The organism is Streptomyces sp. NPDC051322, assembly GCF_040689485.1.
Lineage (GTDB): Bacteria > Actinomycetota > Actinomycetes > Streptomycetales > Streptomycetaceae > Streptomyces.
Map to the genome: position 1 here is coordinate 217,867 of NZ_JBFBAK010000006.1, position 26,442 is coordinate 244,308.

The 26,442-nt window shown below is 71.5% G+C and carries 21 protein-coding genes and 1 pseudogene; 16 read left to right on the forward strand and 6 right to left on the reverse strand.

Going from position 1 to position 26,442, the window contains the following annotated elements:
- Positions 1-104 precede the first annotated feature (104 nt).
- Positions 105-1,868, reverse strand: a pseudogene (locus AB0436_RS16375) (DEAD/DEAH box helicase); the annotation flags it as partial.
- Positions 1,869-2,170: 302 nt separating this feature from the next.
- On the opposite strand from AB0436_RS16375, the gene AB0436_RS16380 reads away from it, so the two are divergent.
- Positions 2,171-2,896, forward strand: coding sequence for a ferritin-like fold-containing protein (locus tag AB0436_RS16380; RefSeq protein ID WP_366468533.1), 726 nt, complete (start codon positions 2,171-2,173; stop codon positions 2,894-2,896).
- A 26-nt stretch (positions 2,897-2,922) separates the two neighbouring features.
- Here AB0436_RS16380 and AB0436_RS16385 read toward each other — a convergent pair whose 3' ends face one another.
- From AB0436_RS16385 to AB0436_RS16400, 4 genes are all read right to left on the reverse strand, one after another.
- Positions 2,923-3,189, reverse strand: coding sequence for a hypothetical protein (locus AB0436_RS16385; protein WP_366468534.1), 267 nt, complete (start codon positions 3,187-3,189; stop codon positions 2,923-2,925).
- A gap of 220 nt (positions 3,190-3,409) precedes the next feature.
- Positions 3,410-3,637 carry a DUF3107 domain-containing protein gene (locus AB0436_RS16390; RefSeq protein ID WP_365849653.1) on the reverse strand — a complete coding sequence of 76 codons (228 nt, stop codon included), beginning with the start codon at positions 3,635-3,637 and terminating at the stop codon, positions 3,410-3,412.
- Between the two features lie 188 nt (positions 3,638-3,825).
- Positions 3,826-4,467, reverse strand: a complete 642-nt coding sequence (locus AB0436_RS16395; RefSeq protein ID WP_366468535.1) for a TetR/AcrR family transcriptional regulator — start codon at positions 4,465-4,467, stop codon at positions 3,826-3,828.
- A gap of 141 nt (positions 4,468-4,608) precedes the next feature.
- Positions 4,609-4,830 (reverse strand): hypothetical protein, encoded by a 222-nt coding sequence (locus AB0436_RS16400; RefSeq protein ID WP_366468536.1) that lies wholly within the window; start codon positions 4,828-4,830, stop codon positions 4,609-4,611.
- A 115-nt stretch (positions 4,831-4,945) separates the two neighbouring features.
- Between AB0436_RS16400 and AB0436_RS16405 the strand changes: the two genes are divergently transcribed.
- The 13 genes from AB0436_RS16405 to AB0436_RS16465 all read left to right on the forward strand — a co-directional run bounded on the left by AB0436_RS16405 (position 4,946) and on the right by AB0436_RS16465 (position 19,482).
- Positions 4,946-5,911 carry an alpha/beta hydrolase gene (locus AB0436_RS16405; RefSeq protein WP_366468538.1) on the forward strand — a complete coding sequence of 322 codons (966 nt, stop codon included), beginning with the start codon at positions 4,946-4,948 and terminating at the stop codon, positions 5,909-5,911.
- A gap of 8 nt (positions 5,912-5,919) precedes the next feature.
- Positions 5,920-7,146, forward strand: a complete 1,227-nt coding sequence (locus AB0436_RS16410; RefSeq protein WP_366468540.1) for a DUF3152 domain-containing protein — start codon at positions 5,920-5,922, stop codon at positions 7,144-7,146.
- Positions 7,147-7,213: 67 nt separating this feature from the next.
- Positions 7,214-7,309 carry an Ms4533A family Cys-rich leader peptide gene (locus tag AB0436_RS16415; protein WP_366468541.1) on the forward strand — a complete coding sequence of 32 codons (96 nt, stop codon included), beginning with the start codon at positions 7,214-7,216 and terminating at the stop codon, positions 7,307-7,309.
- A 160-nt stretch (positions 7,310-7,469) separates the two neighbouring features.
- Positions 7,470-9,185, forward strand: a complete 1,716-nt coding sequence (locus AB0436_RS16420; protein WP_366468542.1) for an ABC transporter substrate-binding protein — start codon at positions 7,470-7,472, stop codon at positions 9,183-9,185.
- Positions 9,186-9,187: 2 nt separating this feature from the next.
- Positions 9,188-10,180, forward strand: a complete 993-nt coding sequence (locus AB0436_RS16425; RefSeq protein ID WP_366468543.1) for an ABC transporter permease — start codon at positions 9,188-9,190, stop codon at positions 10,178-10,180.
- Positions 10,177-11,166: an ABC transporter permease gene (locus AB0436_RS16430; RefSeq protein WP_366468544.1), complete on the forward strand. Its 990-nt coding sequence runs from the start codon at positions 10,177-10,179 to the stop codon at positions 11,164-11,166. The genes AB0436_RS16425 and AB0436_RS16430 overlap by 4 nt, the downstream gene beginning before the upstream one ends.
- A 16-nt stretch (positions 11,167-11,182) precedes the next feature.
- On the forward strand, positions 11,183-12,826 hold the full coding sequence (locus AB0436_RS16435) for an ABC transporter ATP-binding protein (RefSeq protein ID WP_366468545.1): 1,644 nt from the start codon (positions 11,183-11,185) through the stop codon (positions 12,824-12,826).
- 191 nt (positions 12,827-13,017) lie between these two features.
- The gene (locus tag AB0436_RS16440; RefSeq protein ID WP_366468547.1) at positions 13,018-14,673 is read left to right on the forward strand and encodes a DUF3492 domain-containing protein; all 1,656 of its coding nucleotides are present in this window, start codon (positions 13,018-13,020) and stop codon (positions 14,671-14,673) included.
- On the forward strand, positions 14,670-15,716 hold the full coding sequence (locus AB0436_RS16445) for a hypothetical protein (RefSeq protein ID WP_366468548.1): 1,047 nt from the start codon (positions 14,670-14,672) through the stop codon (positions 15,714-15,716). The genes AB0436_RS16440 and AB0436_RS16445 overlap by 4 nt, the downstream gene beginning before the upstream one ends.
- 160 nt (positions 15,717-15,876) lie before the next feature.
- Positions 15,877-16,839 (forward strand): NAD-dependent epimerase/dehydratase family protein, encoded by a 963-nt coding sequence (locus tag AB0436_RS16450; RefSeq protein WP_366468549.1) that lies wholly within the window; start codon positions 15,877-15,879, stop codon positions 16,837-16,839.
- A complete protein-coding gene (locus AB0436_RS16455) occupies positions 16,827-17,591 on the forward strand; it encodes a spherulation-specific family 4 protein (RefSeq protein ID WP_366468550.1) in 765 nt (254 codons plus the stop codon). Before AB0436_RS16450 ends, AB0436_RS16455 begins: the two co-directional genes overlap by 13 nt.
- Positions 17,592-17,654: 63 nt before the next feature.
- The gene (gene moeZ, locus AB0436_RS16460) at positions 17,655-18,833 is read left to right on the forward strand and encodes an adenylyltransferase/sulfurtransferase MoeZ (RefSeq protein ID WP_366468551.1); all 1,179 of its coding nucleotides are present in this window, start codon (positions 17,655-17,657) and stop codon (positions 18,831-18,833) included.
- A 202-nt stretch (positions 18,834-19,035) separates the two neighbouring features.
- Positions 19,036-19,482: a hypothetical protein gene (locus AB0436_RS16465; RefSeq protein ID WP_366468552.1), complete on the forward strand. Its 447-nt coding sequence runs from the start codon at positions 19,036-19,038 to the stop codon at positions 19,480-19,482.
- A gap of 16 nt (positions 19,483-19,498) precedes the next feature.
- Here the strand turns inward: AB0436_RS16465 and AB0436_RS16470 are convergent, their stop codons facing one another.
- Positions 19,499-22,219: a lysylphosphatidylglycerol synthase transmembrane domain-containing protein gene (locus AB0436_RS16470; RefSeq protein WP_366468731.1), complete on the reverse strand. Its 2,721-nt coding sequence runs from the start codon at positions 22,217-22,219 to the stop codon at positions 19,499-19,501.
- 299 nt (positions 22,220-22,518) lie between these two features.
- On the opposite strand from AB0436_RS16470, the gene AB0436_RS16475 reads away from it, so the two are divergent.
- Both AB0436_RS16475 and AB0436_RS16480 read left to right on the forward strand, forming a co-directional pair.
- The gene (locus AB0436_RS16475; RefSeq protein ID WP_366468554.1) at positions 22,519-22,887 is read left to right on the forward strand and encodes an MGMT family protein; all 369 of its coding nucleotides are present in this window, start codon (positions 22,519-22,521) and stop codon (positions 22,885-22,887) included.
- 183 nt (positions 22,888-23,070) lie between these two features.
- Entirely contained in the window at positions 23,071-26,421 is a 3,351-nt protein-coding gene (locus tag AB0436_RS16480) for an ATP-dependent DNA helicase (RefSeq protein ID WP_366468732.1), read from the forward strand.
- The last annotated feature ends 21 nt before the right edge of the window (positions 26,422-26,442 follow it).

Here is a 26,442-nt window from a genome sequence, read left to right on the forward strand (position 1 = left end):
GCCTCCGCACCCCGGACCCCGGGCCGGGCCCCCGGACATGCCGGTGGCCCGCGCCCCCTGGTAGGAGGGCCCGGGCCACCGGCGGCCGGGAATCAGTCCTGCGGCTGAGCCTTCGGCGCACGCGTCCGCCGCCGCCGCGGCTTCGCCTCGGCCGCCTCGGCGGTGTCCGCCGGCGCAACGGCGGGAGCCTCGGCAGCAACCGCCACCTTCTTCGCCCGGGTACGGGTCCGCTTCGGCTTCCCCGCGGCCTCGGCCTCCGCCGAAGGGGCCACCGCGGCCGGGGCCCCGGAGTCCTGAGTGTCGGAGCCCTGGGTGTCGGAGCTCTGGTCACCCGCGTCAGCGGCGCTCGCGCGGGTGCGGCGGCGCCGCCGCGGCGCACGCGGCTCGTCGCTCTGCTCGGCGGCGGCCGGTCCGGCAGCCGGTGCGGCCTGCTCGGTCACGGCCTCGGCGGCCGCGCCGGCCTCGGTCAGCGGTGCGCCGCCCCGGGTGCGCCGTCGCTGACGGGGCGTACGCGGCGGGCGCTCCTCCTTGGCGGGCGCGGGCACCGAGCCCCGGCGGCCACGGCCCCCGGTCTCGCCGAGGTCCTCGAGCGCTTCGGCGCCGAGACCCGCACGGGTCCGCTCGGTGCGCGGCAGGACGCCCTTGGTGCCGACCGGGATGGAGAGCAGCTCGTAGAGGTGTTCCGAGGTGGAGTACGTCTCCTCGGGCTCGTCGAACGGCAGGTCGAGCGCCTTGTTGATCAGCTTCCAGCGCGGGATGTCGTCCCAGTCGACCAGGGTGATCGCGGTGCCCGACTTGCCCGCGCGGCCGGTACGGCCGATGCGGTGCAGGTAGGTCTTCTCGTCCTCGGGGGACTGGTAGTTGATGACATGCGTCACATCGTCGACGTCGATACCGCGGGCCGCGACGTCGGTGCAGACCAGCACGTCGACCTTGCCGTTGCGGAAGGCGCGCAGCGCCTGCTCGCGGGCGCCCTGGCCGAGGTCGCCGTGGACCGCGCCGGAGGCGAAGCCGCGGGTGGCGAGCTGCTCGGCGATGTCCGCCGCGGTCCGCTTGGTGCGGCAGAAGATCATCGCCAGGCCGCGCCCGTCCGCCTGGAGGATGCGGGAGACCAGCTCCGGCTTGTCCATGGAGTGCGCGCGGAAGATGTGCTGGGTGATGTTCGCGACCGTCTGCCCCTCGCCGTCGGGCGAGGTGGCACGGATGTGCGTGGGCTGCGACATGTAACGCCGGGCCAGCCCGATGACCGCGCCGGGCATGGTCGCGGAGAACAGCATGGTCTGCCGCTTGACCGGCAGCATGCTCATGATGCGCTCGACGTCGGGGAGGAAGCCCAGGTCGAGCATCTCGTCGGCCTCGTCGAGGACGAGGGCGCGGATGTGACCGAGGTTGAGCTTCTTCTGACCTGCCAGGTCGAGCAGCCTGCCCGGGGTGCCGACGATGATGTCGACGCCCTTCTTCAGGGCTTCGACCTGCGGCTCGTACGCCCGCCCGCCGTAAATGGCGAGCACCCGGACGTTACGGACCTTGCCCGCGGTCTGCAGGTCGTTGGTGACCTGCTGGCAGAGCTCGCGGGTGGGTACGACGACGAGTGCCTGCGGGGCGTCGGTCAGCTTCTCGGGCTTGGCCCGGCCTGCCTCGATGTCCGCGGGGACGGTGACGCGCTCCAGCAGCGGAAGGCCGAAGCCGAGCGTCTTGCCGGTGCCGGTCTTGGCCTGGCCGATGACGTCGGAACCGGCGAGCGCGACGGGGAGCGTCATCTCCTGGATGGGAAAGGGGGACGTGATGCCGACAGCCTCAAGGGCTTCGGCGGTCTCGGTAAGAATGCCGAGGTCTCGGAACGTAGTCAGGGTGCTGCCTCTTCTGTGAGAAGCGGACCGAGGCGAACAAGGGGGTCGTACCGTGCCGGCTAGCGCGGGACCACTGCCTTCGCTCAAGCGCTCGTGCCGCTGAGGGGGCCCCTCACATCGCATGGTGAGGGCGGTCGGGTGGAGCCGATCGGGCCACCGACCGGGCATCCTCATTCAATGGCATGCCAAAACATTCGACAGGCGCATTACCACTGTACCCCCAAATTGCGCAGGCGTGTCGGGTGAATTGATAAGGAGACCGAGGCCACAGTGGACGGCCGACCCCTTACCGACCACGTCGGCCCCGCTATTGTGCGGTCATGGAGACGCCTGACATCGCCAACGCACCCACCGGAATCGCCGCCCAGGACTGGGCAACGGCATCGGCCGATCCGAGGTACCACGCCGCAGTGGTCGACCTGCTCGGCGCGCTGGCCTACGGCGAGCTGGCGGCCTTCGAGCGGCTCGCGGAGGACGCGAAGCTGGCGCCGACACTCGGTGACAAGGCGGCCCTGGCGAGGATGGCTTCGGCCGAGTTCTCCCACTTCGAGCGGTTGTCGGACCGGCTCACCGCGATCGACGTGGAGCCGACGGCCTCCATGGAGCCGTTCGCTCAGGCGCTGGACGACTTCCACCGCCAGACCGCGCCGTCGGACTGGTTGGAGGGCCTGGTCAAGGCGTATGTCGGCGACTCGATCGCGAGTGACTTCTACCGTGAGGTCGCGGCCCGGCTGGACACCGACACCCGCGAGCTGGTCCTTGCGGTGCTCGACGACACCGGCCACGGAAACTTCGCCGTGGAGAAGGTGCGCGCCGCCATCGAGGCCGACCCCCGGGTGGGCGGACGCCTCGCGCTGTGGGCCCGGCGGCTGATGGGCGAGGCGCTGAGCCAGGCCCAGCGGGTGGTGGCCGACCGGGACGCGCTCTCCACGATGCTGGTGGGCGGCGTCTCCGACGGCTTCGACCTGGCCGAGGTCGGGCGGATGTTCTCGCGGATCACCGAGGCGCACACCAAGCGGATGGCTGCGCTGGGGCTGGCGGCGTAGTCGGACCGGGCCGTCGTGGGGGTCCGTCAGACGGTGGCTGACCGCCGGATCCCGGGCAACGGCCGCAGCAGCAGCGAGAGCGTCACCGCGCTCATCACCACCGCCCCCGCGAGGGTGCCGAGCGCGTGGCCGGGGCCCAGAGCCGAATGGGTGATCACGGCGCCGAAGAGCGCCCCCACCGGCCCGGTGCCGAGCACCACCCGCCGGGACGGCAGCCGGGCAGCCAGTCTGTACGCTGCCGCCCAGGCCAGGGCGAGGCCGAGCATTATGGCACCAAGGGCTTCCCAGAGCATGTCTTCCCTCCCGCGAGCCAGAGCTGATTGGTGGGGCGAATCGGTGGCAGCCGGGTCCTACCCGACGCCGGTGAGACGCAACCCTTCCCCGCGGCGGAACCGCACGTACGGGAACGGCCCGGCGGTCGTGTTGACCGCCGGGCCGTTCCCGTCGTACTGATCATTCGTCCAGCTGGTGCCGGACCCGGGTTCCCGGCTGTGGGCCCCCGGCCACCGTCCCCTACAGGGCGCCGAAGCCGACCCGGCGGGTCGCCGGTTCGCCGAGCTCCACGTAGGCGATGCGGTCGGCCGGTACCAGGACCTTGCGGCCCTTGTCGTCCGTGAGGCTGAGCAGCTGCACCTTGCCGGCCAGCGCGTCGGCTACCGCGCTCTCGACCTCCTCGGCGGACTGCCCGCTCTCCAGAACGATCTCCCGGGGCGCGTGCTGCACGCCGATCTTGACCTCCACGGCTATGTCCCTCCGACGGTCGTGCGGTGCGCGGTCAGCCGCGCGGTACCCACCCCACCCTAGCCGGGCGCGGAGGCTGGAAGGACGTCAGCGCTGCTCGCCCGCAGCGAACAAGATCCCCGCAGCGAACAATCACCGCAGCGACCAATCACCGCAGTGAACAAGATCCTTGGCTGCCGGCCGGTCCTTCAGTGCTGATCGGTGCCGTGCAGCGGGAATCCGGCGATCCCGCGCCACGCCAGCGAGGTGAGGAGCTGCACCGCGGTGTCCCGGGGGATACCGGAGTCGCTGGACAGCCAGTACCGGGCTACCACCTGGGAAACGCCGCCCAGTCCCACGGCGAGCAGCATCGACTCGTCCTTGGAGAGTCCGGTGTCACCGGCGATGACATCGGAGATCGCCTCGGCGCACTGCAGCGAGACCCGTTCCACCCGTTCGCGGACGGCGGGCTCGTTGGTCAGGTCGGATTCGAAGACCAGTCGGAACGCGCCACCCTCCTCCTGGACGTAGGCGAAGTAGGCATCCATCGTGGCGGCCACCCGCAACTTGTTGTCCGTCGTCGACGCGAGCGCCGTGCGGACCGCCTCGAGCAGCGACTCGCAGTGCTGGTCGAGAAGGGCGAGATAGAGGTCCAGCTTGCCGGGAAAGTGCTGGTAGAGCACCGGTTTGCTGACGCCGGCCCGCTCGGCGATGTCGTCCATCGCCGCAGCGTGGTATCCCTGCGCCACAAAGACTTCCTGGGCCGCCCCCAGCAACTGGTTTCGCCGCGCGCGGCGCGGCAGCCGTGTCCCCCGCGGGCGCGCTGCCTCGGTCTGCTCGATGGCTGTCACGCCGCCTCCCAATGATTGAACAAGCCCAGTTGAACAAGCACACGCTGGTGCGTCGCTGCCCCGCCATCGTACTTTTGGGTAACCCGGCTGTGTGGGGTCCGGACCGAGAATTTCACGGGTCGGACACCTGAGGAAGAGCGATCAGCGGTAGTCGTCCTCGTCGAGAGGGACCACCCGCGTCTGTTCGCTGGCGTCCGCCTCATTGGCGGAAGCGGGATCGATGCCGGTCAGCGGGTCGTCCTCCTGCGGTGTGAGCTCCGCGCGCTGCTCGGCGCTGTCGGCCGGATCGGCTTCCCTGGAACCGGTCGGATCGGTCGCTTCGTTCGTCTCGGGTTCGATCGGTTCTGCGGGTTCGGTCGGCATGATGGCGTCCCTTCTCCCTCTCCTTACGAGGGTAGAAGGGTGTCCGCTGTGGCGCCACGCAGTCTGTGACGGCGAACACACGCTTCCCGGTGTGATCATCTCGTAACATCGCCGTATGTCTTCGACCGAGCTGCCGGGAATCGCGGCCGCCACCGCGGCCCCCAGAGCGAGTGCCGTAGCGATCGCGGAGGGCGAGGACCTCCGGTCCGTGACGTTGCCCGGGCTCACGCTCAGTGTGCGCTCCCGGCCGCCGGCGCGCGCGGGGCTGCCTCCGGCGCTCCTGGTGCACGGGCTCGGTGGTTCCTCGCAGAACTGGTCGGCGCTCATGCCCTTGATCGACGATCTGGTGGACGGCGAGGCGCTCGATCTGCCCGGCTTCGGGGACTCCCCGCCGCCGGACGACGGCAACTACTCGGTCACCGGGCACGCTCGCGCGGTCATCCGCTACCTCGATGCGAGCGACCGCGGGCCCGTCCACCTCCTGGGCAACTCCCTGGGTGGCGCTGTCTCGACCCGGATCGCGGCGCTGCGGCCGGACCTGGTGCGCACCCTCACGCTGGTGTCGCCGGCCCTTCCCGAGCTGCGGGTGCAGCGTTCGGCGGCGCCCACCGGCCTGCTCGCGGTGCCCGGTATCACCGCTCTCTACGCCCGGCTCACCAGGGACTGGACGCCCGAGATGCGCACCCGCGGCATGCTGGGGCTGTGTTACGGGGATCCCTCGCGGGTCAGCGAGGAGGGCCTGCGCAACGCGGTCGCCGAGATGGAGCGACGGCTCGAACTGCCGTACTTCTGGGACGCGATGACGCGTTCCGCGCGTGGCATCGTCAACTCCTACACACTGGGCGGGCAGCACGGCCTGTGGCGCCAGGCGCAGCGGGTGCTGGCCCCTACGCTGCTCGTGTACGGAGGGCGGGACCAGCTCGTCGGTTACCGGATGGCGCGCAAGGCGGCGACCGCGTTCCGGGGGGCGCGGCTGCTGACGCTGCCCGACGCAGGCCATGTGGCCATGATGGAATACCCCGAGGCGGTCGCCAGGGCCTTCCGGGAGTTGCTCGACGACTACGACAGCAGTAGGAGCTGATCCGGGGAGTGGGACGTCACAGCCGCCGGGGCGACGCGCCCCGGAGTGTCGAGGACACCGTCGGCTCGACCGGCGCCGGTGCGCCGTCGGCCGAAGCGGGCAGCGGACGGCGCAGGAGAACTCCCGAGCAGCCGGGGCAGGTACGCGGCGGACATCCCGAGCAGCCCGAGTGGGAGAGGCCGGGCCCCGAGCGGTACGGCGTCTCGCAGGGCGTGCAGCACGGGCCGCGGATACCGGGACCGCGCCGGGAGTTCGTCGAGGCCTTCGAGACGCCGGCCGACAGGACAACGCCGGCGGACGGGTCATCACCGGCCGGCGGGCCCGGGCAACGGTCCGGGGCCGGCCCCGTACTGACCGTGCGGAAGCCGGAACCTGCCCAGCAGCCGGTCCGGCGCCCCGGCGCACCCGACGACCCGCAGGATCCCCGTGGCGGCAAGGGCCGTACGTTCACCGGGATCGCCGCCGCAGCGGTGATCACCGTGCTGGCGATCGTGGTGGCCGGACAGGTCGCCGACGGCGGCAAGGGCCGCGACGATGCGCGGGCATCGGGCGCATTGAAACGCGGGAGCGGGGCGGGCCCCGCCTCGCGCGGCGACGCCAGAACGGCGCCGGGCAAGGCTTCCGCAGCACCCGCGACCTACGAGCAGAAGATGGCCAAGCTCTATCCGCTCGACCCGAAACTCGCCGCGTCCGGTGCTTTCGCCGTGGTGCCGGGATCGGACAAGGCGCCCGGCAAGGGGCACAAGTACACCTACCGGGTGGATATCGAGAAGGGAATGGCCCTCGACGGCGCGCTTTTCGCCGAGGCGGTGCAGAAGACCCTCAACGACAAGCGGAGTTGGGCCCACAACGGCGACATGACCTTTGCCCGCATTTCCACCGGGCACCCCGATTTCGTGATAACTCTGGCGAGTCCGGTCACCACCGCGAAATGGTGCGCCAAGTCCGGTCTCGACACCCTCGACGAGAATGTGTCCTGCGATTCCGCCGCGACCGACCGGGTGATGATCAACGCCTATCGCTGGGCCCGGGGATCCAGCACCTTCGGCGACGCCAAGATCTTCGCGTACCGGCAGATGCTGATCAATCACGAGACGGGGCACCGGCTCGGACACAACCATGTGACCTGCCGCACTCCGGGCGCGCTCGCGCCGGTCATGCAGCAGCAGACCAAGTCGCTGGACATCGGCGGAATCAAGTGCAGGCCGAACCCCTGGGTGTATCCCACGGCTTGAGACACTCGTCTCGGAATTCGCCGTATCCACTTTGACATCGGACTTTACTTCGTTCATATTTCTCGGCATGTCGTACTGCCCTGTCGCCTCCGCACGCACCGCCATAGAGCTGGTGCTGTTCGGCGTGACCGAGCACTGCGTCGCCGACATTCTCTGTCGCTGACGCCGTCTGCCCCGGTGCGCGCCGGCCTGTGTCCTGCCGCGCCCGGGCGTAACTCACCCGCAGGTGCGGCATGTTGTTTTTCCGGTCCTTCTCTCCGGTGTCCTGCCTGCGCGGATTCACCTTCCTGTCTTTCCGCGTTACACCGAGAGGTCCGGTTCCCATGCGTCATCTGTCCCCGCGCACAGCGTCCGTGGCAGCCGCGAGTCTGGCCCTGGCCGTGGGCGCTGCCGCCTGCGCCGGGCCCAAGGACGGCGGCGGCGCCACGTCGGGCGCTGCGGGCAAGCCCCACAAGGGCGGCACCCTCAACATCCTGAACAGCCAGCCCCAGACGGACTTCGACCCTGCCCGCGAGTACACATCGGGTGGCGGCAACGTCCCCTCGCTGGTCTTCCGTACGCTCACCACCCGCCACCGGGCGAACGGCGCCGCAGGAGCGAAGGTCGTCCCCGACCTCGCGACCGACCTGGGCACGCCGAACAAGGACGCCACGGTCTGGACGTACACCCTGAAGGACGGGCTGAAGTACGAGGACGGCACGCCCATCACCTCTGCTGACATCAAGTACGGCGTCGAACGGTCCTTCGCCGCCGAGCTCTCCGGCGGCGCGCCCTACCTGCGCGACTGGCTGATAGGCGGGGACCGGTACCAGGGCCCGTACAAGGACAAAAAGGGTCTCGCTTCGATCGAGACGCCCGACGCGAAGACCATCGTCTTCCATCTGAACAAGCCCGAGGGTGAATTCCCCTACCTGGCGACGCAGACCCAGACGACCCCGGTACCCAAGGCCAAGGACACCGGCACCAAGTACGAGGAACACCCGCTCTCCTCGGGCCCCTACAAGGTCGTCAAGAACGAGAACGACGGCGAGCGGATCACACTGGCGCGCAACCCCTACTGGTCCGCCAAGACGGACCCGGAGCGCAAGGCGTACCCGGACCGGATCGACGTACGCTCCGGCCTCGACTCCTCGGTCATCAACCAGCGGCTGTCCTCCTCGCAGGGCGCCGACGCGGCCGCCGTGACCACCGACACCAACCTCGGCCCGGCCGAACTGGCGAAGGTCACCGGCGACAGGAAGCTCGCCGCGCGGGTCGGTACCGGGCACTTCGGCTACACCAACTACATCGCCTTCAACCCGAAGGTGAAGCCGTTCGACAACCCCAAGGTGCGCCAGGCGATCTCCTACGCGGTGGACCGCTCCTCGGTGGTCAACGCGGCCGGCGGTTCCGCGCTCGCCGAGCCCGCCACCACCTTCCTGCCGAACCAGAAGTCCTTCGGCTACACGCCGTACGACCACTTTCCGGCCGGGAAGACGGGGGACCCCGCCAAGGCCAAGCAGTTGCTGAAGGAGGCCGGTTACCCGAAGGGGCTGACCGTCACCCTGACGCACTCCAACGCCAAGGACTTCGAGACCAGCCCGGAGATCGCCACCGCGCTCCAGGACGCCCTGAAGACGGCCGGAATCACCGTCAAGCTCAAGGGCCTCGAGGACAACGACTACAAGGACAAGATCAAGAGCGTCGCGACCGAGCCGGGCTTCTTCCTCGCCCACTGGGGCGCCGACTGGCCTTCCGGCGGTCCCTTCCTCGCTCCGATCTTCGACGGCCGCCAGATCGTCAAGGACGGCGCCAACTTCAACACCGGTTTCCTGAACGATTCCTCGGTCAACAAGGAGATCGACGCGATCAACAAGCTGACCGACCTGAACGCCGCAGCGCAGCGCTGGGGCGCACTGGACAAGAAGATCGGTGCGCAGGCGCTGACCGTGCCGCTGTTCCACCCGGTCTACAAGCGGCTCTACGGCGCGGACATCAAGAACGTCGTGATCAGCGACTGGACCGGTGTGCTCGCCGTCTCCCAGGTAGCGGTCAAGTAACCATGTCCGAAGCCTTGTTGGCCCAAGAGGCGGGGGCGGCCACGGCCGCGCCCGCCGCTGCGGGCCGTCAGTTCTGGCGGCGGCTGCGCGGACAGCGCACCGCCGTCGTCGCGGCGTGCGTCGTCGCCCTGCTCGTCCTGATCGCACTCGGCGCGCCCCTGCTCACCGCGCTGGAGGGCCAGGACCCCAACGCCTACCACCCCGACCTCATCGACTCCGCCCGCGGCGGCGTCCCGGTCGGCCGGTTCGGCGGGATGAGCGCCGACCACTGGCTGGGCCTCGAGCCGCAGACCGGCCGGGATCTCTTCGCCCGACTGGTGTACGGGGCTCGGGTCTCCCTCTCCGTGGCGTTCGCCGCGACACTCGTACAGGTGGCGCTCGGTGTCGCCTTCGGGGTGGCCGCCGCGCTCGGCAACAAGCTCGTCGACAACGTGCTGAGCCGGATCACCGACGTGGTGGTCGCCATGCCGCTGATGATCCTTTCGCTGGCGCTGATGGCGATCGTGCCGGACACTTTCCCCCGGCCGGTGCTCGTCGCGCTGGTCATCGGTCTGATCGCCTGGGGCGGTACCGCGAAGATCGTGCGCGCCCAGACACTGAGCCTGAAGTCGCTCGACCATGTGGCGGCGGCCCGGCTCAGCGGCTGGGGCACCTGGAGCATCGCCCGGCGCGAGCTGCTGCCGGCGCTGGCCGCACCCGTCATCACCTACGCCGCATTGCTCTTCCCGGCGAACATCTCCACCGAGGCGGCGCTGTCGTTCCTGGGCGTCGGTGTGAAGCCGCCCACCCCGTCCTGGGGGCAGATGCTCACCGCGGCCGACGTCTGGTACCAGGCCGCCCCGCAGTACCTGCTGCTGCCGGCCGGGGCGCTGTTCGTCACGGTGCTCGCGCTGACCGTGCTGGGCGACGGGGTACGAACCGCGCTCGACCCGCGGGCCGCGTCCCGGCTGCGGATCGGCACCGGACGCAAGCGGGAGAAGAGGGCATCGGCATGACCGGATTCCTGCTGCGCCGCTTCGTCGGCGCCGCCATCACCCTGCTCGCCATCTCGGTGATCATCTACGCGGTGTTCTACGTGGCGCCGGGCAACGTCGCACAGATCACCTGCGGGCCGCGCTGCTCGCCGTTCCAGGTCAAGCAGGTCAGCGACCAACTGCAACTCGGCGACCCCGTCTATGTGCAGTACTGGCACTTCCTGCAGGGCATCTTCGTGGGCCGCGACTTCTCCACCGGCACTTCGGTGGAGCACTGCGCAGCGCCCTGCCTCGGCCAGTCGTACCGCACCGACCAGCAGGTCACCGACCTGATCATCAGCAAGCTGCCGGTGACCGCGTCGCTCGCGCTCGGCGCGATGGTGATGTGGCTGATCCTCGGGGTGGGCACCGGCGTGCTGTCCGCCTGGCGACGCGGCCGGCCCACCGAGCGGGTGCTCACCGGCCTCACCCTGGCCGGCAACGCCACCCCCGTCTTCGTCATCGGCCTGGTGCTGATGATCGTGGTCTGCGGAACGCTGGGCTGGCTGCCCTACCCCCAGTACGTGCCGTTCTTCGACGATCCGCAGCAGTGGGCCTGGAACCTGCTGCTGCCCTGGCTGTCCCTCGCCCTGATCGAATCGGCCAAGTACGCCCGGCTGACCCGGGCCTCGATGCTGGAGACGCTCGCCGACGACCATGTGCGGACCTTCCGCGCGTACGGCGTGAGCGAGCGCGCCATCATCGGACGGCACGCGCTGCGCGGGGCGATCGCGCCGGTCATCGCGCTCAACGCCAACGACTTCGGGTCGATGTTCGGCGGCGCGGTGCTCACCGAGTCGCTGTTCGGGCTTCCCGGACTCGGCCGTGAACTCGTCCACGCGGTGACCGTCGTAGACCTGCCGGTGGTGGTGGGCATGGTGCTGGTCACCGGTTTCTTCGTGGTGCTCGCCAATGCCGTCGCGGACGTGCTGTACGCGGTGGCCGACCGACGGGTGGTCCTGTCATGAGTCCGGTGGTTCTGTCATGAGTCTGGTCGAGGTCAACGATCTGGCGATCACCTTCGACGGTTCGCTGCGGGCCGTCGACGGACTGTCCTTCACCCTGGACGCCGGCGAGGCGCTCGGCATCGTCGGCGAGTCCGGTTCCGGTAAGAGCGCCTCCGCGTACGCCCTGCTGGGGCTGCACCGGGGGAGCGGCGCACAGGTCACCGGATCGGTGTCGGTGGCCGGGGTCGACGTGCAGTCGGCGTCCGACGCGGATTTGCGGCGGCTGCGGGGCGGGCCGGCCGCGATCGTCTTCCAGGACCCGCTGTCCTCGCTGGACCCCTACTACGCGATCGGCGACCAGATCGCCGAGGTGTACCGGGTGCACACGAAGGCCTCCCGCCGGGCCGCCCGGGCCCGGGCGGTGGAGGTGCTCGACCGGGTGGGCATCCCGGATGCCACCCGACGCGCACGGTCGCGCCCGCACGAGTTCAGCGGCGGGATGCGGCAGCGCGCGCTGATCGCGATGGCGCTGGCCTGCGAGCCGCGGCTGCTGATCGCGGACGAGCCGACCACGGCGCTGGACGTCACCGTCCAGGCCCAGATCCTCGACCTGCTGCACGATCTGCGGCGCGCGACGGGGATGGGGTTGCTGCTGGTCACCCATGACGTGGGGGTGGCGGCCGAGTCGGTGGACGACGTGCTGGTGATGCGGGCGGGGCGGGCGGTGGAGCGGGGGGCGGTGGCCGATGTCCTGGGCTCGCCTCGCGAGGGGTATACGAAGGCCTTGCTGGCTGCGGTGCCGCGGTTGGATGCCCGGCGGGTGCCTGCTCGGGGGCTCCGCTCCCGGACCCCCGCTCCTCAATCTCCCCCGGCTAACGCTGGGAGGCGCCCCCGGGAGGGGCTTGATATGGCCCCGCCGCTTGTTGAGGCGGTTGAGCTTCGGCAGGTGTTCGGGCGGGGGAAGTCCGCGGTGGCGGCGGTGGACGGGGTGAGCCTCAGTGTGCGTCGGGGCGAGACCTTGGGTGTCGTCGGTGAGAGCGGGAGCGGCAAGACCACGCTCGGACGGATGCTCGTGGGGTTGCTGGCGCCCACCTCCGGCCGGATCGACCGGACCGGCCGGGTGCAGATGGTCTTCCAGGACCCGGTCTCCTCGCTCAACCCCCGCCGCTCGGTGGGCGAGTCCGTCGCCGACCCGCTGCGTGCCCGTGGGGAGCGCGACGAGGCGGTGATCCGGGGCCGGGTCGGGGAGTTGCTGGAGCGAGTGGGGCTCGATGCGGGGCAGTACGCCCGCTATCCGCACGAGTTCAGCGGCGGCCAGCGGCAACGCGTCGGTATCGCCAGGGCGCTCGCCGCCGAACCGGAGCTGATCGTCTGCGACGAGGCGGTGTCCGCGCTCGATGTGACGACGCAGGCCCAGGTCACCGCGCTGCTCGCGGAGTTGCAGCGGGAACTCGGCCTGGCGCTGGTCTTCATCGCCCACGACCTCGCCGTCGTACGGCAGGTCAGTGACCGGATCGTGGTCATGCGGCAGGGCCGGATCGTCGAGCAGGGCGATGTGGACACCGTGTACGGCAACCCGCAGGACCCGTACACCAAGCAGCTGCTGGCGGCCGTCCCCGCGCTCGACCCCGCGCTCGCCGCGGTGCGCCGCGCGGCCCGGAAGGAGATGGCCGCAGCCTGACCCAACGTAATCGCACGGCACCGTAGCGCGACGGAACGCGACCGGTACCGGAAAGTTACGACGATTCACCCCTTCCGGTGGCGCGATGGACAACCGTCCATCGCACCACCTGTGTACCGGCTTACGGTCTTTCCGCTGTGGGTCGCCGACATTCAACGGCGGCCGTTCGGAAGGAGACCGGGGGTGTACTCGTGCGGACAGGACTGCTCACGGACGGTGGCTATCCGTATGCGACCGGTGAGTCGAGGCTGTGGTGCGACCGGCTGGTGCGCGGGCTCGGCGGGCACGAGTTCGACGTCTACGCCCTGAGCCGCAGCGCCCACCAGGAGGAGTGCGGCTGGCTCGCTCTGCCGCCCCAGGTGGTGCGGGTGCACACCGCTCCGCTCTGGACCCCGGCCGACGGCGGCGCCGACGACCGGACCTACGGCCGCCGCGACCGCAGCCGTTTCGCCGGTCACTTCAGGGAACTGGCAGCAGCCGTCTGCGGCGACGGTACGGACTTCGCCGCCGGTCTCTACGGCCTGGCCGAACTCGCCGGGGAACGCGGCGGGCTGCCCGGCGCGCTGCGCTCCGAAGCCGCGGTGCGCATCCTGGAGTCCGCCTGTCGCGCCCCCGGCGCGAACCGCACCGTGCAGTCGGCCCGGCTCTCCGACCACCTCGCCTTCGCCGACCTGCTCGAGCGTGCCCTGCGGCCGCTCTCGCTCGACTGGTACACCGAGGAGAGCCTCGGCGCGGTGGACCTCTGCCACGCCACCGCCGGCGGAACGGCCGCGCTGCCCGGTCTGTTGGCCAAACGCTTCTTCGGCGTTCCGCTGCTGGTCACGGAGTACGGGGTCCAGCTGCGCTCGCACTACATCGCGGGCGGCACGCAGCGGGCCCCGGTACGCGCGCTGCTCGCCGCCTTCCACGGCCGGCTGGCCGCCGAGGTGTACGAGCAGGCCGCGGTCATCACCCCCGGCAACACGCATGCCCGCCGCTGGCAGCAGAAGTGCGGCGCGGACCGCGCCAAACTGCGCACCGTCTACCCCGGGATGGAGGCCGAGCGCTTCGCCGCGGTCGGGGAGGGAGCGGACACCGGCGATCCGGACACCCTGGTGTGGGTCGGGCGCATCGAACCGGCCAAGGACCTGATCTCGCTGCTGCACGCCTTCGCCGAGATCCGCCGGGCTGAGCCCGCCGCCCGGTTGCGGATCGTCGGCGCCCCCGCCGAGGGGCCGGACGGGGCGGCCTATCTCGCCCACTGCCGGGCGCTCGCCGCGCAACTCTTCCCGGACGAGGCGACCGACGCGCATGCCGTCGGCAGCAACCCGGTGACCTTCGAGGAGATCGGCGGCCCGGACGCTCCCGAGCTGGCCGACGCCTATGCGGGCGGCGCGGTCGTGGTGCTGTCCAGTGTGGTGGAGGGCTTCCCGGTGAGCCTGGTCGAGGCGATGTTCTGCGGCCGCGCGACGGTCTCCACCGATGTGGGCGCCGTCGTCGAGGTCATCGGCGGTACCGGTCTCGTGGTGCCGCCGCGCAACCCCCGCGCACTGGCCGATGCCTGCCTGGCCCTGCTGAGTGATCCGCAGCGCCGGGCCCGGCTCGGCGCCGCAGCGCGGGCCCGGGCGCTCGAACTGTTCACCGTCGAGCAGAACCTCACGGCATTTCACGGCATTTACCTGGACCTGATCGCGCACGGCCCGATCCGGCGTACGCCGGTGGACGACACCGGCGACCTCCGCCCGTTCGCGCACCCGGCGGAGACCCGGGTGGCCGCTGGTTGGGCGGCGCCGGCCGCGGACCGTACGCCGAGTTGGGCGGCGAGCGACTCCGCATCGCCCAGACCGGACCGAGAGGTTGTCGTATGAGCACCCCCCGAACCACCGAGTCGGCACCGGCGCGCAAGCCCGCGCGGGGACCCGCCGATCCGGTACGGGCGCTGATGCACCGCCACCGGGAGCTGTGCGAGCGCGCGGTGGATCCACTGGAGATCGCCGCCGGCCTCGAGGCGCACGGCATCACCGACCGCACCGCCGCCCGGTTCCGGCACCGGGATGTCTTCTCGCTGGCCGAGGAGCTCTACGCCCGGGTGCCCCGCGGCGCGGAGGACGAGGCGGACGAGCCCGCGCCGGAGCTCGCGCCCCGCGCCCCGCTGTTCGGGCTGTTGCCCGGCGGCTGCGCCCTCGCCACGGTGGTGGCGGCCGGTACGGCACACGGCCAGGGGCGGCTCGTCGCCGTCGTCGTCGGGACGCTCGGCACCTGCGGCGCGCTCGGGATCACCCTCCGCCGCGGACCGCTGAGCGGCAGAAGGCGCGTAGTACCCGCCGCCCGGCTCGCGGTGTGCTGGCTGCTGGTCTACGCGGCCTGCGGCGACGGTCTGCTCGGCCGGCTGCTGCGCGGCGGCCCGGACGGGCCGTGGCCGGTCACCGCCACTCCGCTGGTGGGACTCGCGCTGGCCGTCGCCCCGGCGGCCTGGTGCGCGCGGCTCTTCTCACTGCTGGCCCGGCGCAAGCTCGCGGCCAGCCGGAGCACCACGGAGTTCGCGGCGCACACCAGGCCGCTCGTCGTGGTCGTCACCGCCCTGTTCGCGCTCGCCCCGGCCGCGCTGCTCCTGGCGCCGGGGTTCACCGTGGGAGCCGCCGCCCTGGGGGTGCTGCTCTTCGTCGCCAGGCTGCTCAACGTGCACGGCTTTCACCGGGCTGCCGCCCTCACCCTGTCCGCCGCCTGCGCCACCGAGGCCCTCGCTGCCGCCTCCGTGCTGGTGAGCCGGCTCCCCGGCTGCCGTCTCGTCGCCGTACCGGTCGAGGCGCTGGGCGCGGCGGCCGTCCCCGCCCTCGCCTGCGGAGCCGCCGCACTCACGCTGCTGATCCGTGCCACCGCCGCGCTGTCCCGCGCATCGGCACACACCTGAGCCGCACCTGCACGGTGGCACCTCGACCGCCATCGCTACAGACTCCCGCGGAGCCGACGCCGCGGGCCCACCCACCGGTAACACCAGAAGGAGAACGACAAATGAGCCCCGAACCTTCAGCCCCGGCCCCGGCCCGTCGGTATGGAGAGGTGGCCGCGCGATGAGGGTGCTGCTGCTCGGAGCCAACGGCTACCTCGGCCGCTATGTGGCGGACCGCCTGCTCGCCGACCCCGCCGTGCACCTCACGGCCCTCGGACGCGGTGACGACGCCGACGTCCGGTTCGACCTCGCCAGCGGCAGCCCGGGAGCACTGACCCGCTTCCTGGACGCCGTGCACCCCGGAGTCGTCATCAACTGTGCGGGGGCCACCCGAGGCGGTGCCCGTGACCTGACCCGGCACAACACCGTCGCCGTCGCCTCGGTCTGCGAGGCCATGCGACGCAGCAGTTGCAGTGCCCGGCTCGTCCAGCTGGGCTGCGCAGCCGAGTACGGGCCCAGTCAGCAGGGCTCGTCCACCGCGGAGGACGCACTGCCCCGCCCCGGCGGCCCCTACGGGGTGTCCAAACTCGCCGCCACCGAACTGGTCCTCAACTCGGGCCTGGACGCCCTGGTACTCAGAGTCTTCTCACCGGTCGGCCCGGGCACACCGGCCGGCTCCCCGCTCGGCCGTCTCGCCGAGGCGATGCGGCGCGCCATGCAGAACGGCGACAACGAGCTGAAACTCTCGGGCCTGGGCGTCCAGCGGGACTTCGTCGATGTACGCGACGTGGCGCGCGCCGTGCACGCGGCTTCCCTCTCGGCTGCTCAGGGCGTCGTGAACATCGGCACCGGACGAGCAGTGAAGCTGCGGGACACCGCAGCCGTACTGGCCAGGGTGGCCGGCTTCGGCGGCACGCTGCACGAGATCGACGGCCCGCAGCACCGGCACGGCGGCCTGGTCGCCCAGCGTCCCGCCGAGCCGGTGCTGGAACACCTGGCCGCCCCCTCCCCGTACCCGGACGGCTGCGGCAACTGGCAGCAGGCCGACGTCCGCACCGCGCGGGACCGCCTCGGCTGGCGCCCGCGGATCAACCTCGAGGAGTCCCTCGCCGACATCTGGATGGAGGCGGCATGCCGCATCTGACGACTCCGGACACCGCAACCGACCGGACCGGCGCCGACGAGATCGGCTTCGGGGTGCCCGGATACGCGCACCCCCTGGTCGCCCCGGTCGAATGGGCCGAACTCACCCGGCCCGGAACGCCGCTGCACTGGGTGGTGCTCAACGTCTCGGGCGGCCCCGGAGAGCGCCCCGACCCGCACTGCCTGGAGGCGGCGGGACGCCTGCGCAACGCAGGAACCCGGGTGCTCGGTCACCTCGATCTGGCCCACGGCAGCCGGGACTTCGGCGAGCTGATCGCGGAGGCCCACCGTTTCGTCGACTGGTACCACGTGGACGGCTTCTTTCTCGACCGTGCCCCGGCCGACCGGGGAAGCCTCCCGGAAACCCGCCGGATCACCGCCGCCCTGCGCGGCCTCGGCCTCCCCGGCTGCCATCTGGTGCTCGGCCACGGCTGCCATCCGTACCCCGGTTACGCCGAGGCGGCCGACCAGCTGGTCACCTTCAACGGACCGTGGGCCGAGTACCGCTGGTCGCAGGTGGCGGAATGGACGGCCGACTACCCGGCCGAGCACTTCTGCCACTTCGTGCACGGTGTGCCGCGGACCCACTTGGAGGAGGCCATCCGGATCGCCCGCTGGCAGGGTGCCGGCACGATCTTCTTCACCGACCGGACGGACCACACGGAACGCATAGGGCAAAACGACCCATTCGAGGCGCTGCCCGGCTACTGGGACGAAATCGTCTCGCGGATCGGACCGGGTATCTCGGAATGAGAAGGGGCGTGGCAGTGTTACGAAAAGAACCATCGTACGTAGATACCGACCAACGGAGTCCCCGTGTCGCTGCCACCCCTGGTCGAGCCAGCTGCTGAACTCACCGTCGATGAGGTCCGCAGGTACTCCCGCCACCTGATCATCCCCGATGTCGGGATGGACGGGCAGAAGCGCCTGAAGAACGCCAAGGTACTCGCCGTCGGCGCGGGAGGCCTCGGCTCGCCCGCCCTGATGTACCTGGCCGCCGCCGGTGTGGGCACGCTGGGCATTGTGGAGTTCGACGAGGTCGACGAGTCGAATCTGCAGCGCCAGATCATTCACAGCCAGTCCGACATCGGCCGTTCCAAGGCCCAGTCCGCCAAGGAAACCATCCAGGGGATCAACCCGCTGGTGAATGTGGTCCTGCACGAAGAGCGGCTCGAAGCCGAGAACGTGATGGACATCTTCTCCCAGTACGACCTGATCGTGGACGGCACGGACAACTTCGCCACCCGCTATCTCGTCAACGACGCGTGCGTGCTGCTCAACAAGCCGTACATCTGGGGCTCGATCTACCGCTTCGACGGCCAGGCGTCCGTCTTCTGGTCCGAGCACGGCCCCTGCTACCGCTGCCTCTACCCGGAGCCCCCGCCCCCCGGCATGGTCCCCTCCTGCTCCGAGGGCGGCGTGCTCGGCGTGCTCTGCGCGTCGATCGGCTCCATCCAGACCAACGAGGCCATCAAGCTGCTCGCGGGCATCGGTGAGCCGCTGGTCGGCCGCCTGATGATCTACGACGCGCTGGAGATGACCTACCGCACGGTCAAGGTCCGCAAGGACCCGGACTGCGCCGTCTGCGGCGAGAACCCCACGGTCACCGAGCTCATCGACTACGAGGCCTTCTGCGGCGTCGTCTCCGAGGAGGCCCAGGAGGCGGCGACCGGTTCGACGATCACTCCGAAGCAGCTCAAGGAGTGGATCGACGCCGACGAGAAGATCGAGATCATCGACGTCCGCGAGCCGAACGAGTACGAGATCGTCTCGATCCCCGGCGCGAAGCTGATCCCGAAGAACGAGTTCCTCATGGGCACCGCGCTGTCGGACCTCCCGCAGGACAAGAAGATCGTCCTGCATTGCAAGACGGGTGTCCGCTCCGCGGAAGTCCTGGCCGTCCTGAAGTCCGCGGGCTTCGCCGACGCGGTCCATGTGGGCGGCGGCGTGATCGGCTGGGTCAACCAGATCGAGCCCGAGAAGCCGGTGTACTAGCCGGCGCCAGGTGAGCGAAGAGGGATGGCCGGCACCGTACGTGCCGGCCATCCCTCTCTCCTTTGGCTGCCTCTCTTCAACTGCGCACGGGTGCGCGGGACATTTGTCCTGCCGGAGTACGGACGCTTCGCTCTGCCGCCCGGGGTGCTCCGGGCGAGAAGCTTCAGGTGTCGCAAACACCGAGCACCAGGGGGCACCCGAAATGACCGCAGTGAGCATCGAGAAGCCGGCCTTCGCCGAGGGAACGCAGCAGGACGGGATCCCGGCGGTCAAGGGGCTCCCCGCCTGGTACTTCCCCATCGTCGGTACCTTCGCCGGGGTCTTCGACATCGCCCGCGCCTACCCGGTGGCGTACTGGCTGATCCCGGTGGTGGCCGCGGTGAACCTGACGCTGTCGCTCACCGTGCTGCGCACCCGGATGCGCTTCATGAAGGCGCTCTGGAAGAACAAGCGCACCCGGCTCCTCGCCGTCGGCCTGCTCGCCGTGCGGTTCGCGGTGCGCGGCGCGCTGGGGATGGCCGGATTCGCGGTGGGTGCGGCGACCGGTGGCGTCGTCGTCGGCGTGCTGATGGCCGTGCTCGGCACGGCGATGGCCTGGGGCGACCAGTGGCTGATCCTGCGCACGCTGGAGCGTAGCCGGAGCCTGTGAAGCACCGGGCGGGCGCCTACAGCTCGCCCCGCCGGGTCAGGTAGTTGAAGCACAGCCAGCCGGGCAGCACCGGTAGCCAGAAGGTCAGCAGCCGGAAGAGCAGTACGGCGGCGGCAGCGGTCGCGTAGGGCAGCCCGGCGATCACCAGGGCGCCGGTGAGTGAGGCCTCGACCGCGCCGACGCCACCAGGGGTCGGCACCGCGGAACCCACCGCGTTGGCGGTCAGGAAGACCACGGCGATGCTGGCGTAACTCAGGTTGTTGCCCTCGCCGAACGCCCGGATCGAAGCGTCCAGGCACATCACGAACGTTCCGGTCAGCAGCAGCATCCCGCCGATGCCGGTGAGCAGCTTCCGGGGCTGCTGCAGTACGTCGAGCATGCGCGGAACCACACCGGCGAAGAGCGAACGTACCCGGGTGACGATGAACTTCCGCAGGAACGGTACTGCGGTGATCACCAGGGCCAGCACAGCAGCCGCCAGCAGTCCGGCGATCACCGTGCGGGACGGCGTCAGGGACGGCGTCCGCTCGGTGCCCGTCACATAGCCGAAGATGGCGAGCAGCGTGATGTGGCTGGCGAGGCCGAAGAGCTGCGAGGCCCCCACGCTGGCCACCGCGAGCCCGGGCCGGACCCCCGCGCGCTGCAGGAAGCGGGTGTTGAGCGCCACCCCGCCGACCGCCGCCGGTGCCACCAGCTTCACGAACGACCCGGCGACCTGCGCCAGCACCGTACGGAAGAACGGCACCTTCTCCGGGACGAAGCCGAGCAGGCTCATCGCGGCGGCCACATAGCTCAGCGCGGAGAAGAGCACCGCACCCGCCATCCAGCCCCACTGCGTGTTGGTGAGCAACTGGTGGAAGGGGATGTTCGCCATCTGCGAGAGCAGGAAGTACGCGGCGATGGCCCCGGCGATGACGCTCAGCAGGGTGCGCAGCTTGACGCGTTCGAGGCGGACCGGTTCGGCGTGTGCCTGCGGACGGATCAGCAGGACCTGGTGGCGGATCTGCGAGAGCAGGTCCTCCTCGCGGACGCCTCCCATCGCGTCGTCGATCGCCACCTTCTCGGCCTTCTTGTCGGCCCGCGCGGCCCTGCGGCTGTCATCGGCCGCCCCGTGGGCTTCGGCCTTCGCCTGCCGTGCGGCATCCGACGCCGCTATCACCGCTTCCCGCTCACGCTCCGACCGCTCCCTGGCCAGCTGGCGCAGCGTCGACCGGGTGGAGCGGCTCAGCGCCAGCGGCTGGAGCAGCGGCAGGCTGTCGGCGACCGCGTCCGGTCCGAGTACGGCGACGGCGGCGGCCACCGAGCGTTCCGCACCGGCCCGCAGGCCCAGCGTGGTGAGCAACTGGGCGATGTCCATCCGCAGCACCAGGTCGGAGGCCGCGATCTCACCGCCGCGCAACTCGGTCAGGATCACCGCACCGGCCTGGTCCACCAGGATCGCGTGCCCCACCAGGCGGCGGTGCGCGATCCGGCGGGACTGCAGCGACTGCACCTGGCGCCAGGCGTTCCGCATCAGCTCGTCGGTGATCTCCGCATCGGGAAGCGAGTCCAGCGGATGGCCCCCGGTGTGCTCGTACACCAGCATGACGGCGTCGGGGCCCAGCTCGGACGTGGCGATCAGCTTCGGTGCGTTGGCCCCGGCCGCGATGGCCGCGTACGCCAGCAGTGCCTCCTGCTCCAGGGCCTGGCGCAGCGACTGGATCGACCGGCCGGTGGAGATGGAACGCAGCGTCAGACGGCGCCAGGCGCGGTAGAAGAAGCCCTGGGCCTGCTGCTCGCGGTCGACGACGGTGACGTCCAGCGGGGCGCCGTCCTCCAGCGTGACGAAGTAGCGCCGCCCCCGGTCGCCCTGCTCGGCGGAGTCGGGGAGGTCCCCGGCGCGCATCGCGGTGACCGGGTTGAAGCCGACCTGTCGCAGGCCGGCCAGCAGCTGCCGGCCGGTGGGGCGCACGTTGGGGGAGCCCACGGCGTACAGCGTGCCGTAGGCGACGGTCCAGCCGAGCAGGATGGTGACGACGATGGAGAAGGGGGTGGTCTGTCCGCCGACCAGCACGGCGAACGAGTTGACCAGCAGCACCACCCAGAGCGCCACCCGCCAGCGCGGCCTGCGGGCCATGCCGACGGCCGTCATGTAGGCGATGACCGGCGCGAGGTAGCCGTGCACCGGATCGGTCAGGTTCCCGTTCGTCATCGGATGGGTCAGCGCGTCGGTGATCGACCGGGGGGCGGCCCTGGTGACCCAGAGATCGGTGGCGAGCGCCACGCCGTGGGCCAGTACGGCGGCGAGCACCCCGTCGGCGATCCGCAGTCCGTCGCGCTTCACCAGCCGCTCGATCGCGAAGCCGACCGGGAGGATGAGTATGGCGATCGACGAGAAAAGACCGGTGAGCTTGATCACCAGGTCGGGCGCCTGACCGGTGCCGTTGTTGATGTCCTGTTCCAGGCCCGATGTGGTGCCGTGGGCGAAGGCCGAGATGGCGAGCACCAGCGCGATGGCCAGGATGCCGGTGAGCAGCCGCAGCAGGTCGGAGGGACGGTGCACCCGGGCGGCGAGCAGGGGTTCGTCGCCGGAGACCCGGTCGACGGGGCCCGTGTCCGCGCAGCCGGTGCCGGATGCGGAGTCGGACGTCGTGGCGGGATGCGCGCCGGTCGGGCCGGACGCCTTCCCGGGCTCCGCGGCGGACTTCACGGTGGGTTCCTCGGCGGGTTCCTTCCCGGGCTCTGCGCCGGTCTCCATGTCCGATGCCTGCCCGTTTTCCGGCTGGTTTCCCCCGCCGGGACCGCCGGGACCGCCGGACGGCGGCTCGGCGGCGGCCGCGGTCGCCGCCGTCGGTGGCTGCTGCACGCCTGGCCCCTCCGTCGTGTCCTTCCGGTCGCGCCGCCCCCGGTGGCCGCGCGTCACGGCGCCGTGCCTCGCGGTGCGGCGCCCGGATGATGGTGGCATGTCGGGGCGGCCGAGGCGGGCATCAGGGCCCGATTGTGATGAACCGGCCTTTCCGTACGGGAGCCGGCCCGCTGTCGGAGGCGTAGTGCAGGATGGGCCGGGTGAGTGCCGAACCGGCCGAGCTTCCGGCGTACGCGGAGCAGGTCCTCGATGTGGCGGACCGGATCCCGCCGGGACGCGTCATGACGTACGGGGACATCGCCGAATGGCTGGGCGAAGGCGGCCCGCGCCAGGTCGGACGGGTGATGGCGCTGTACGGCGGCACCGCCCCGTGGTGGCGGGTGGTGCGCGCGGACGGCACTCTGCTGCCCGGCCACGAGCTGCGGGCGCTGGAGCACTACCGGGCGGAGTCCACCCCGCTGAAGGAGTCGTCGTCGGCCGCCCGGGAAGCCGCCGGTCACATACCGCGCCTCGACATGAGGCGGGCGCGCTGGGACGGCGGCGACGGGGCTCATGTCTGACAGCTTCCGCCATCCGGTGGTCCCGCGGGTGGTCTGAGGACCGTACGGGGGACGCACCGGGGCAGTGGGCGGACCGGCTGCAGCCACGACGTCCGCAGGCGTAGCGTCAGCGGGGCACCGCGGACGCACCTCCGTTCCCGCACCCACCACCCGCACACCCACGCACAACCCCCAGGACCGGCGATCCACGTGAGCTCCTCCACCTTCCACCCGGTACGGCAACGGCCGTCGGGCGCGTACCGGCTGGTGCGCACCCCGCCGGGCACCGTTGATCCACCTGTACTGGACGCACAGCAGCGTGCGGTGGTTGACCACGGGACCGGACCGCTGCTGGTGCTGGCCGGGCCGGGTACCGGGAAATCGACCACGCTGGTGGAGGCGGTGGCCCGGCGCATCACCGAGGGGACGGATCCGGAGCGCATCCTGGTCCTGACCTTCAGCCGCAAGGCCGCGGTGGAACTGCGCGACCGGATGGCCGTGCGGCTGGGCGGGGTGCACGGGCCGCAGGCGACCACCTTCCACTCCTTCTGTTACGCCCTGGTCCGCGCGCACCAGGACATGGACCTCTTCGCGGAGCCGCTGCGGCTGCTCTCGGGCCCCGAGCAGGACGTGGCGGTGCGCGAGCTGCTCGCCGGGCAGCTGGAGCTCGGCCACATCCGCTGGCCCGACGAACTGCGCGCCTGCCTGACCACCCGCGGCTTCGCCGACGAGGTGCGGGCGGTGCTCGCCCGCAGCCGGGAACTCGGCCTCGGACCGGACACACTGGCCGCGTTCGCACGGCGCACCGGCCGGCCCGACTGGGGCGCGGCCGCCGACTTCCTGGCCGAGTACCTGGACGTACTCGACGCGCAGGGTGTCCTCGACTACGCCGAGCTGGTGCACCGCGCCGTGCCGCTGGCCGAGCGGGTGGACCTGCGGTACGACGCGGTGTTCGTCGACGAGTACCAGGACACCGACCCGGCACAGGTCCGCCTGCTGCACGCGCTGGCGGGCGGCGGCCGCACCCTGGTCGCCTTCGGGGACCCGGACCAGTCGATCTACGCGTTCCGGGGCGCCGACGTCGGCGGCATCCTGGACTTCCCGGACGCCTTCCCGCGGAGCGACGGCGCGCCCGCCCGGGTCGAGGTGCTCACCAGGTCCCGCCGCTCCTCGGCGTCCCTGCTGGCCGCCACCCGGCTGCTGACCCAGCGGATGCCGCTGCCCCGGCTGCCCGCGGACAAGGTGCGGGCGCACCGCGAACTGTCGGCGGTACGGGCCGGGGGCCGGGTGGAGGCCTACACGTACCCCACCTCGGGCACCGAGCTCGACAACATCGCGGACATCCTGCGCCGGGCGCATCTGGAGGAGGGGGTGCCCTGGCAGGACATGGCGGTTCTGGTCCGGGCCGGCGGCCGCAGCATCCCCGCCGTCCGGCGGGCGCTCACCTCGGCGGGGGTGCCGCTGGACATCGCGGGGGACGATGTCGCGCTGCGCCACGAGCCCGCGGTGACCCCGCTGCTGACCGCGCTGCGCGCGGTGGCGGAGGCGGCGCTGGGCGGACCGGGCCGGCCGGGCGTCCCGGCGGCCGATCCGGGGGCCGACGGGACCGAGCCTGCGTCCGAGCCCGAGACGGCGCCCGCGTCCGAGCCCGAGCCGGCACCGGAGGCGGCGCCCCGGCCCGCACCCTGGCTCCGTACCGACGTCGCGCTCACCCTCCTCGCCTCCCCGCTCGGCGGCATGGACGCTGCCGACCTCCGCCGTCTGGGGCGCGCGCTGCGCGACGAGGAGCGGGCCGGTGGCAACCCGCTGCCCGCACCGTCCGACGAACTGCTCGCCCGGGCGCTCGCCGAGCGCGAGCGGCTCGTCGTGCACGCCGGTTACGCCAGAGGAGCGCAGCAGCTCGGTGCGCTGCTGGCCGCCGCGCGTAAGCTGCTGGCCGACGGCGGCACCGCGGAGCAGGCACTGTGGACGCTGTGGAACGGCACCGGCTGGCCCCGGCGGCTCGAGCGAGCCGCGCTGCGCGGCGGCGCCGGCGGGCGCAACGCCGACCGGGACCTGGACGCCGTCTGCGCGCTCTTCGACACCGCCGCCCGCGCCGAGGAACGCACCGGCGGACGCGGCGCGCTCAACTTCCTGGAGGAGCTCGACGCCCAGGACATCGCCGCCGACACGCTTTCGCAGCGGACCGTACGGCCCGACGCGGTACGGCTGATGACCGCACACCGCGCCAAGGGTCTGGAGTGGGGCCTGGTCGTCGTCGCGGGGGTGCAGGAAGGGCTGTGGCCGGACCTCAGACGGCGCGGGTCACTGCTCGAGGCGGACCGGATCGGGCGGGACGGGCTCGCCGAGCCGCTGACCCCCGGCGCCCTGCTCGCCGAGGAACGCCGGCTCTTCTACGTCGCGGCCACCCGTGCCCGCGACCGCCTGGTCGTCACCGCGGTCAAGGCCCCCGCCGACGACGGCGACCAGCCTTCCCGTTTCCTCACCGAGCTCGGCGTGGAACCGAAGGACATCACCGGGCGACCGCGCAGGCCCCTCGCGGTCGCCCCGCTCGTCGCCGAACTGCGCGCCACCGTCGTGGACCCGCGGTCCTCCGACGAACTGCGCGAGGCCGCCGCCCACCGGCTGGCCGGACTGGCCGCCCTCGCCGACGACGAGGGCCGGCCGCTGGTGCCCGCAGCGCACCCGTACCGCTGGTGGGGCTTGTACGAGCCGACGCACAGCAAGGTCCCGCTGCGTGACCGGGAGCAGCCGGTCGCGCTGTCCGGAAGCGCCCTCGACCAGTTGGCCAACACCTGCTCACTCCAGTGGTTCCTGGGCCGCGAGGTGAAGGCGGACGCACCCGCGAGCGCCGCCCAGGGCTTCGGCAACGTCGTGCACGTACTGGCCGACGAAGTCGCCTCCGGGCGGACTCCGGCCGACCTGGCGGTCCTCATGGAGCGCCTGGACTCGGTCTGGGACTCACTCGCCTTCGACGCACCCTGGAAATCCGCCCAGGAGAAGGAACACGCGCGGGTGGCGCTGGAACGCTTCCTGCGCTGGCATGTGATGGACCGCGCGGGCCGCAGCGCGGCCGCCACCGAGCACGGCTTCGACGTGACCCTGGCAGCCGGTGAGTACGAGGTCCGGATCCGGGGCTCCATGGACCGCGTCGAGCAGGACCGGGACGGCCGGGCCTATGTCGTCGACTTCAAGACCGGCAAGGCGGCCCCCACCAGGGACGAGGTCGCCCACCACCCGCAGCTCGCGGTCTACCAGCTCGCGGTGCGCGAAGGGGCGGTCGACGAGGTCTTCGGCGGCCGGCGCCCCGAACCCGGCGGCGCCGAACTCGTCCAGCTGCGGCAGGCGGCGGCCCGGAAGGAGGGCGGCGACGCCCTCCCGAGGATCCAGGCGCAGGAACCACTGGCGGGGGAGTGGGTCGGGGATCTGCTGGCCACGGCGGCCGGCAAGGTGCTCGACGAGCGCTTCACGCCCACCACCGGGAGCCACTGCTCGCACTGTGCGTTCCGCGCCTCCTGCAGCGCACTGCCCGAAGGCCGGCACATCGTCGAGTGAGCCGTGCGGTCATGCGGTCAT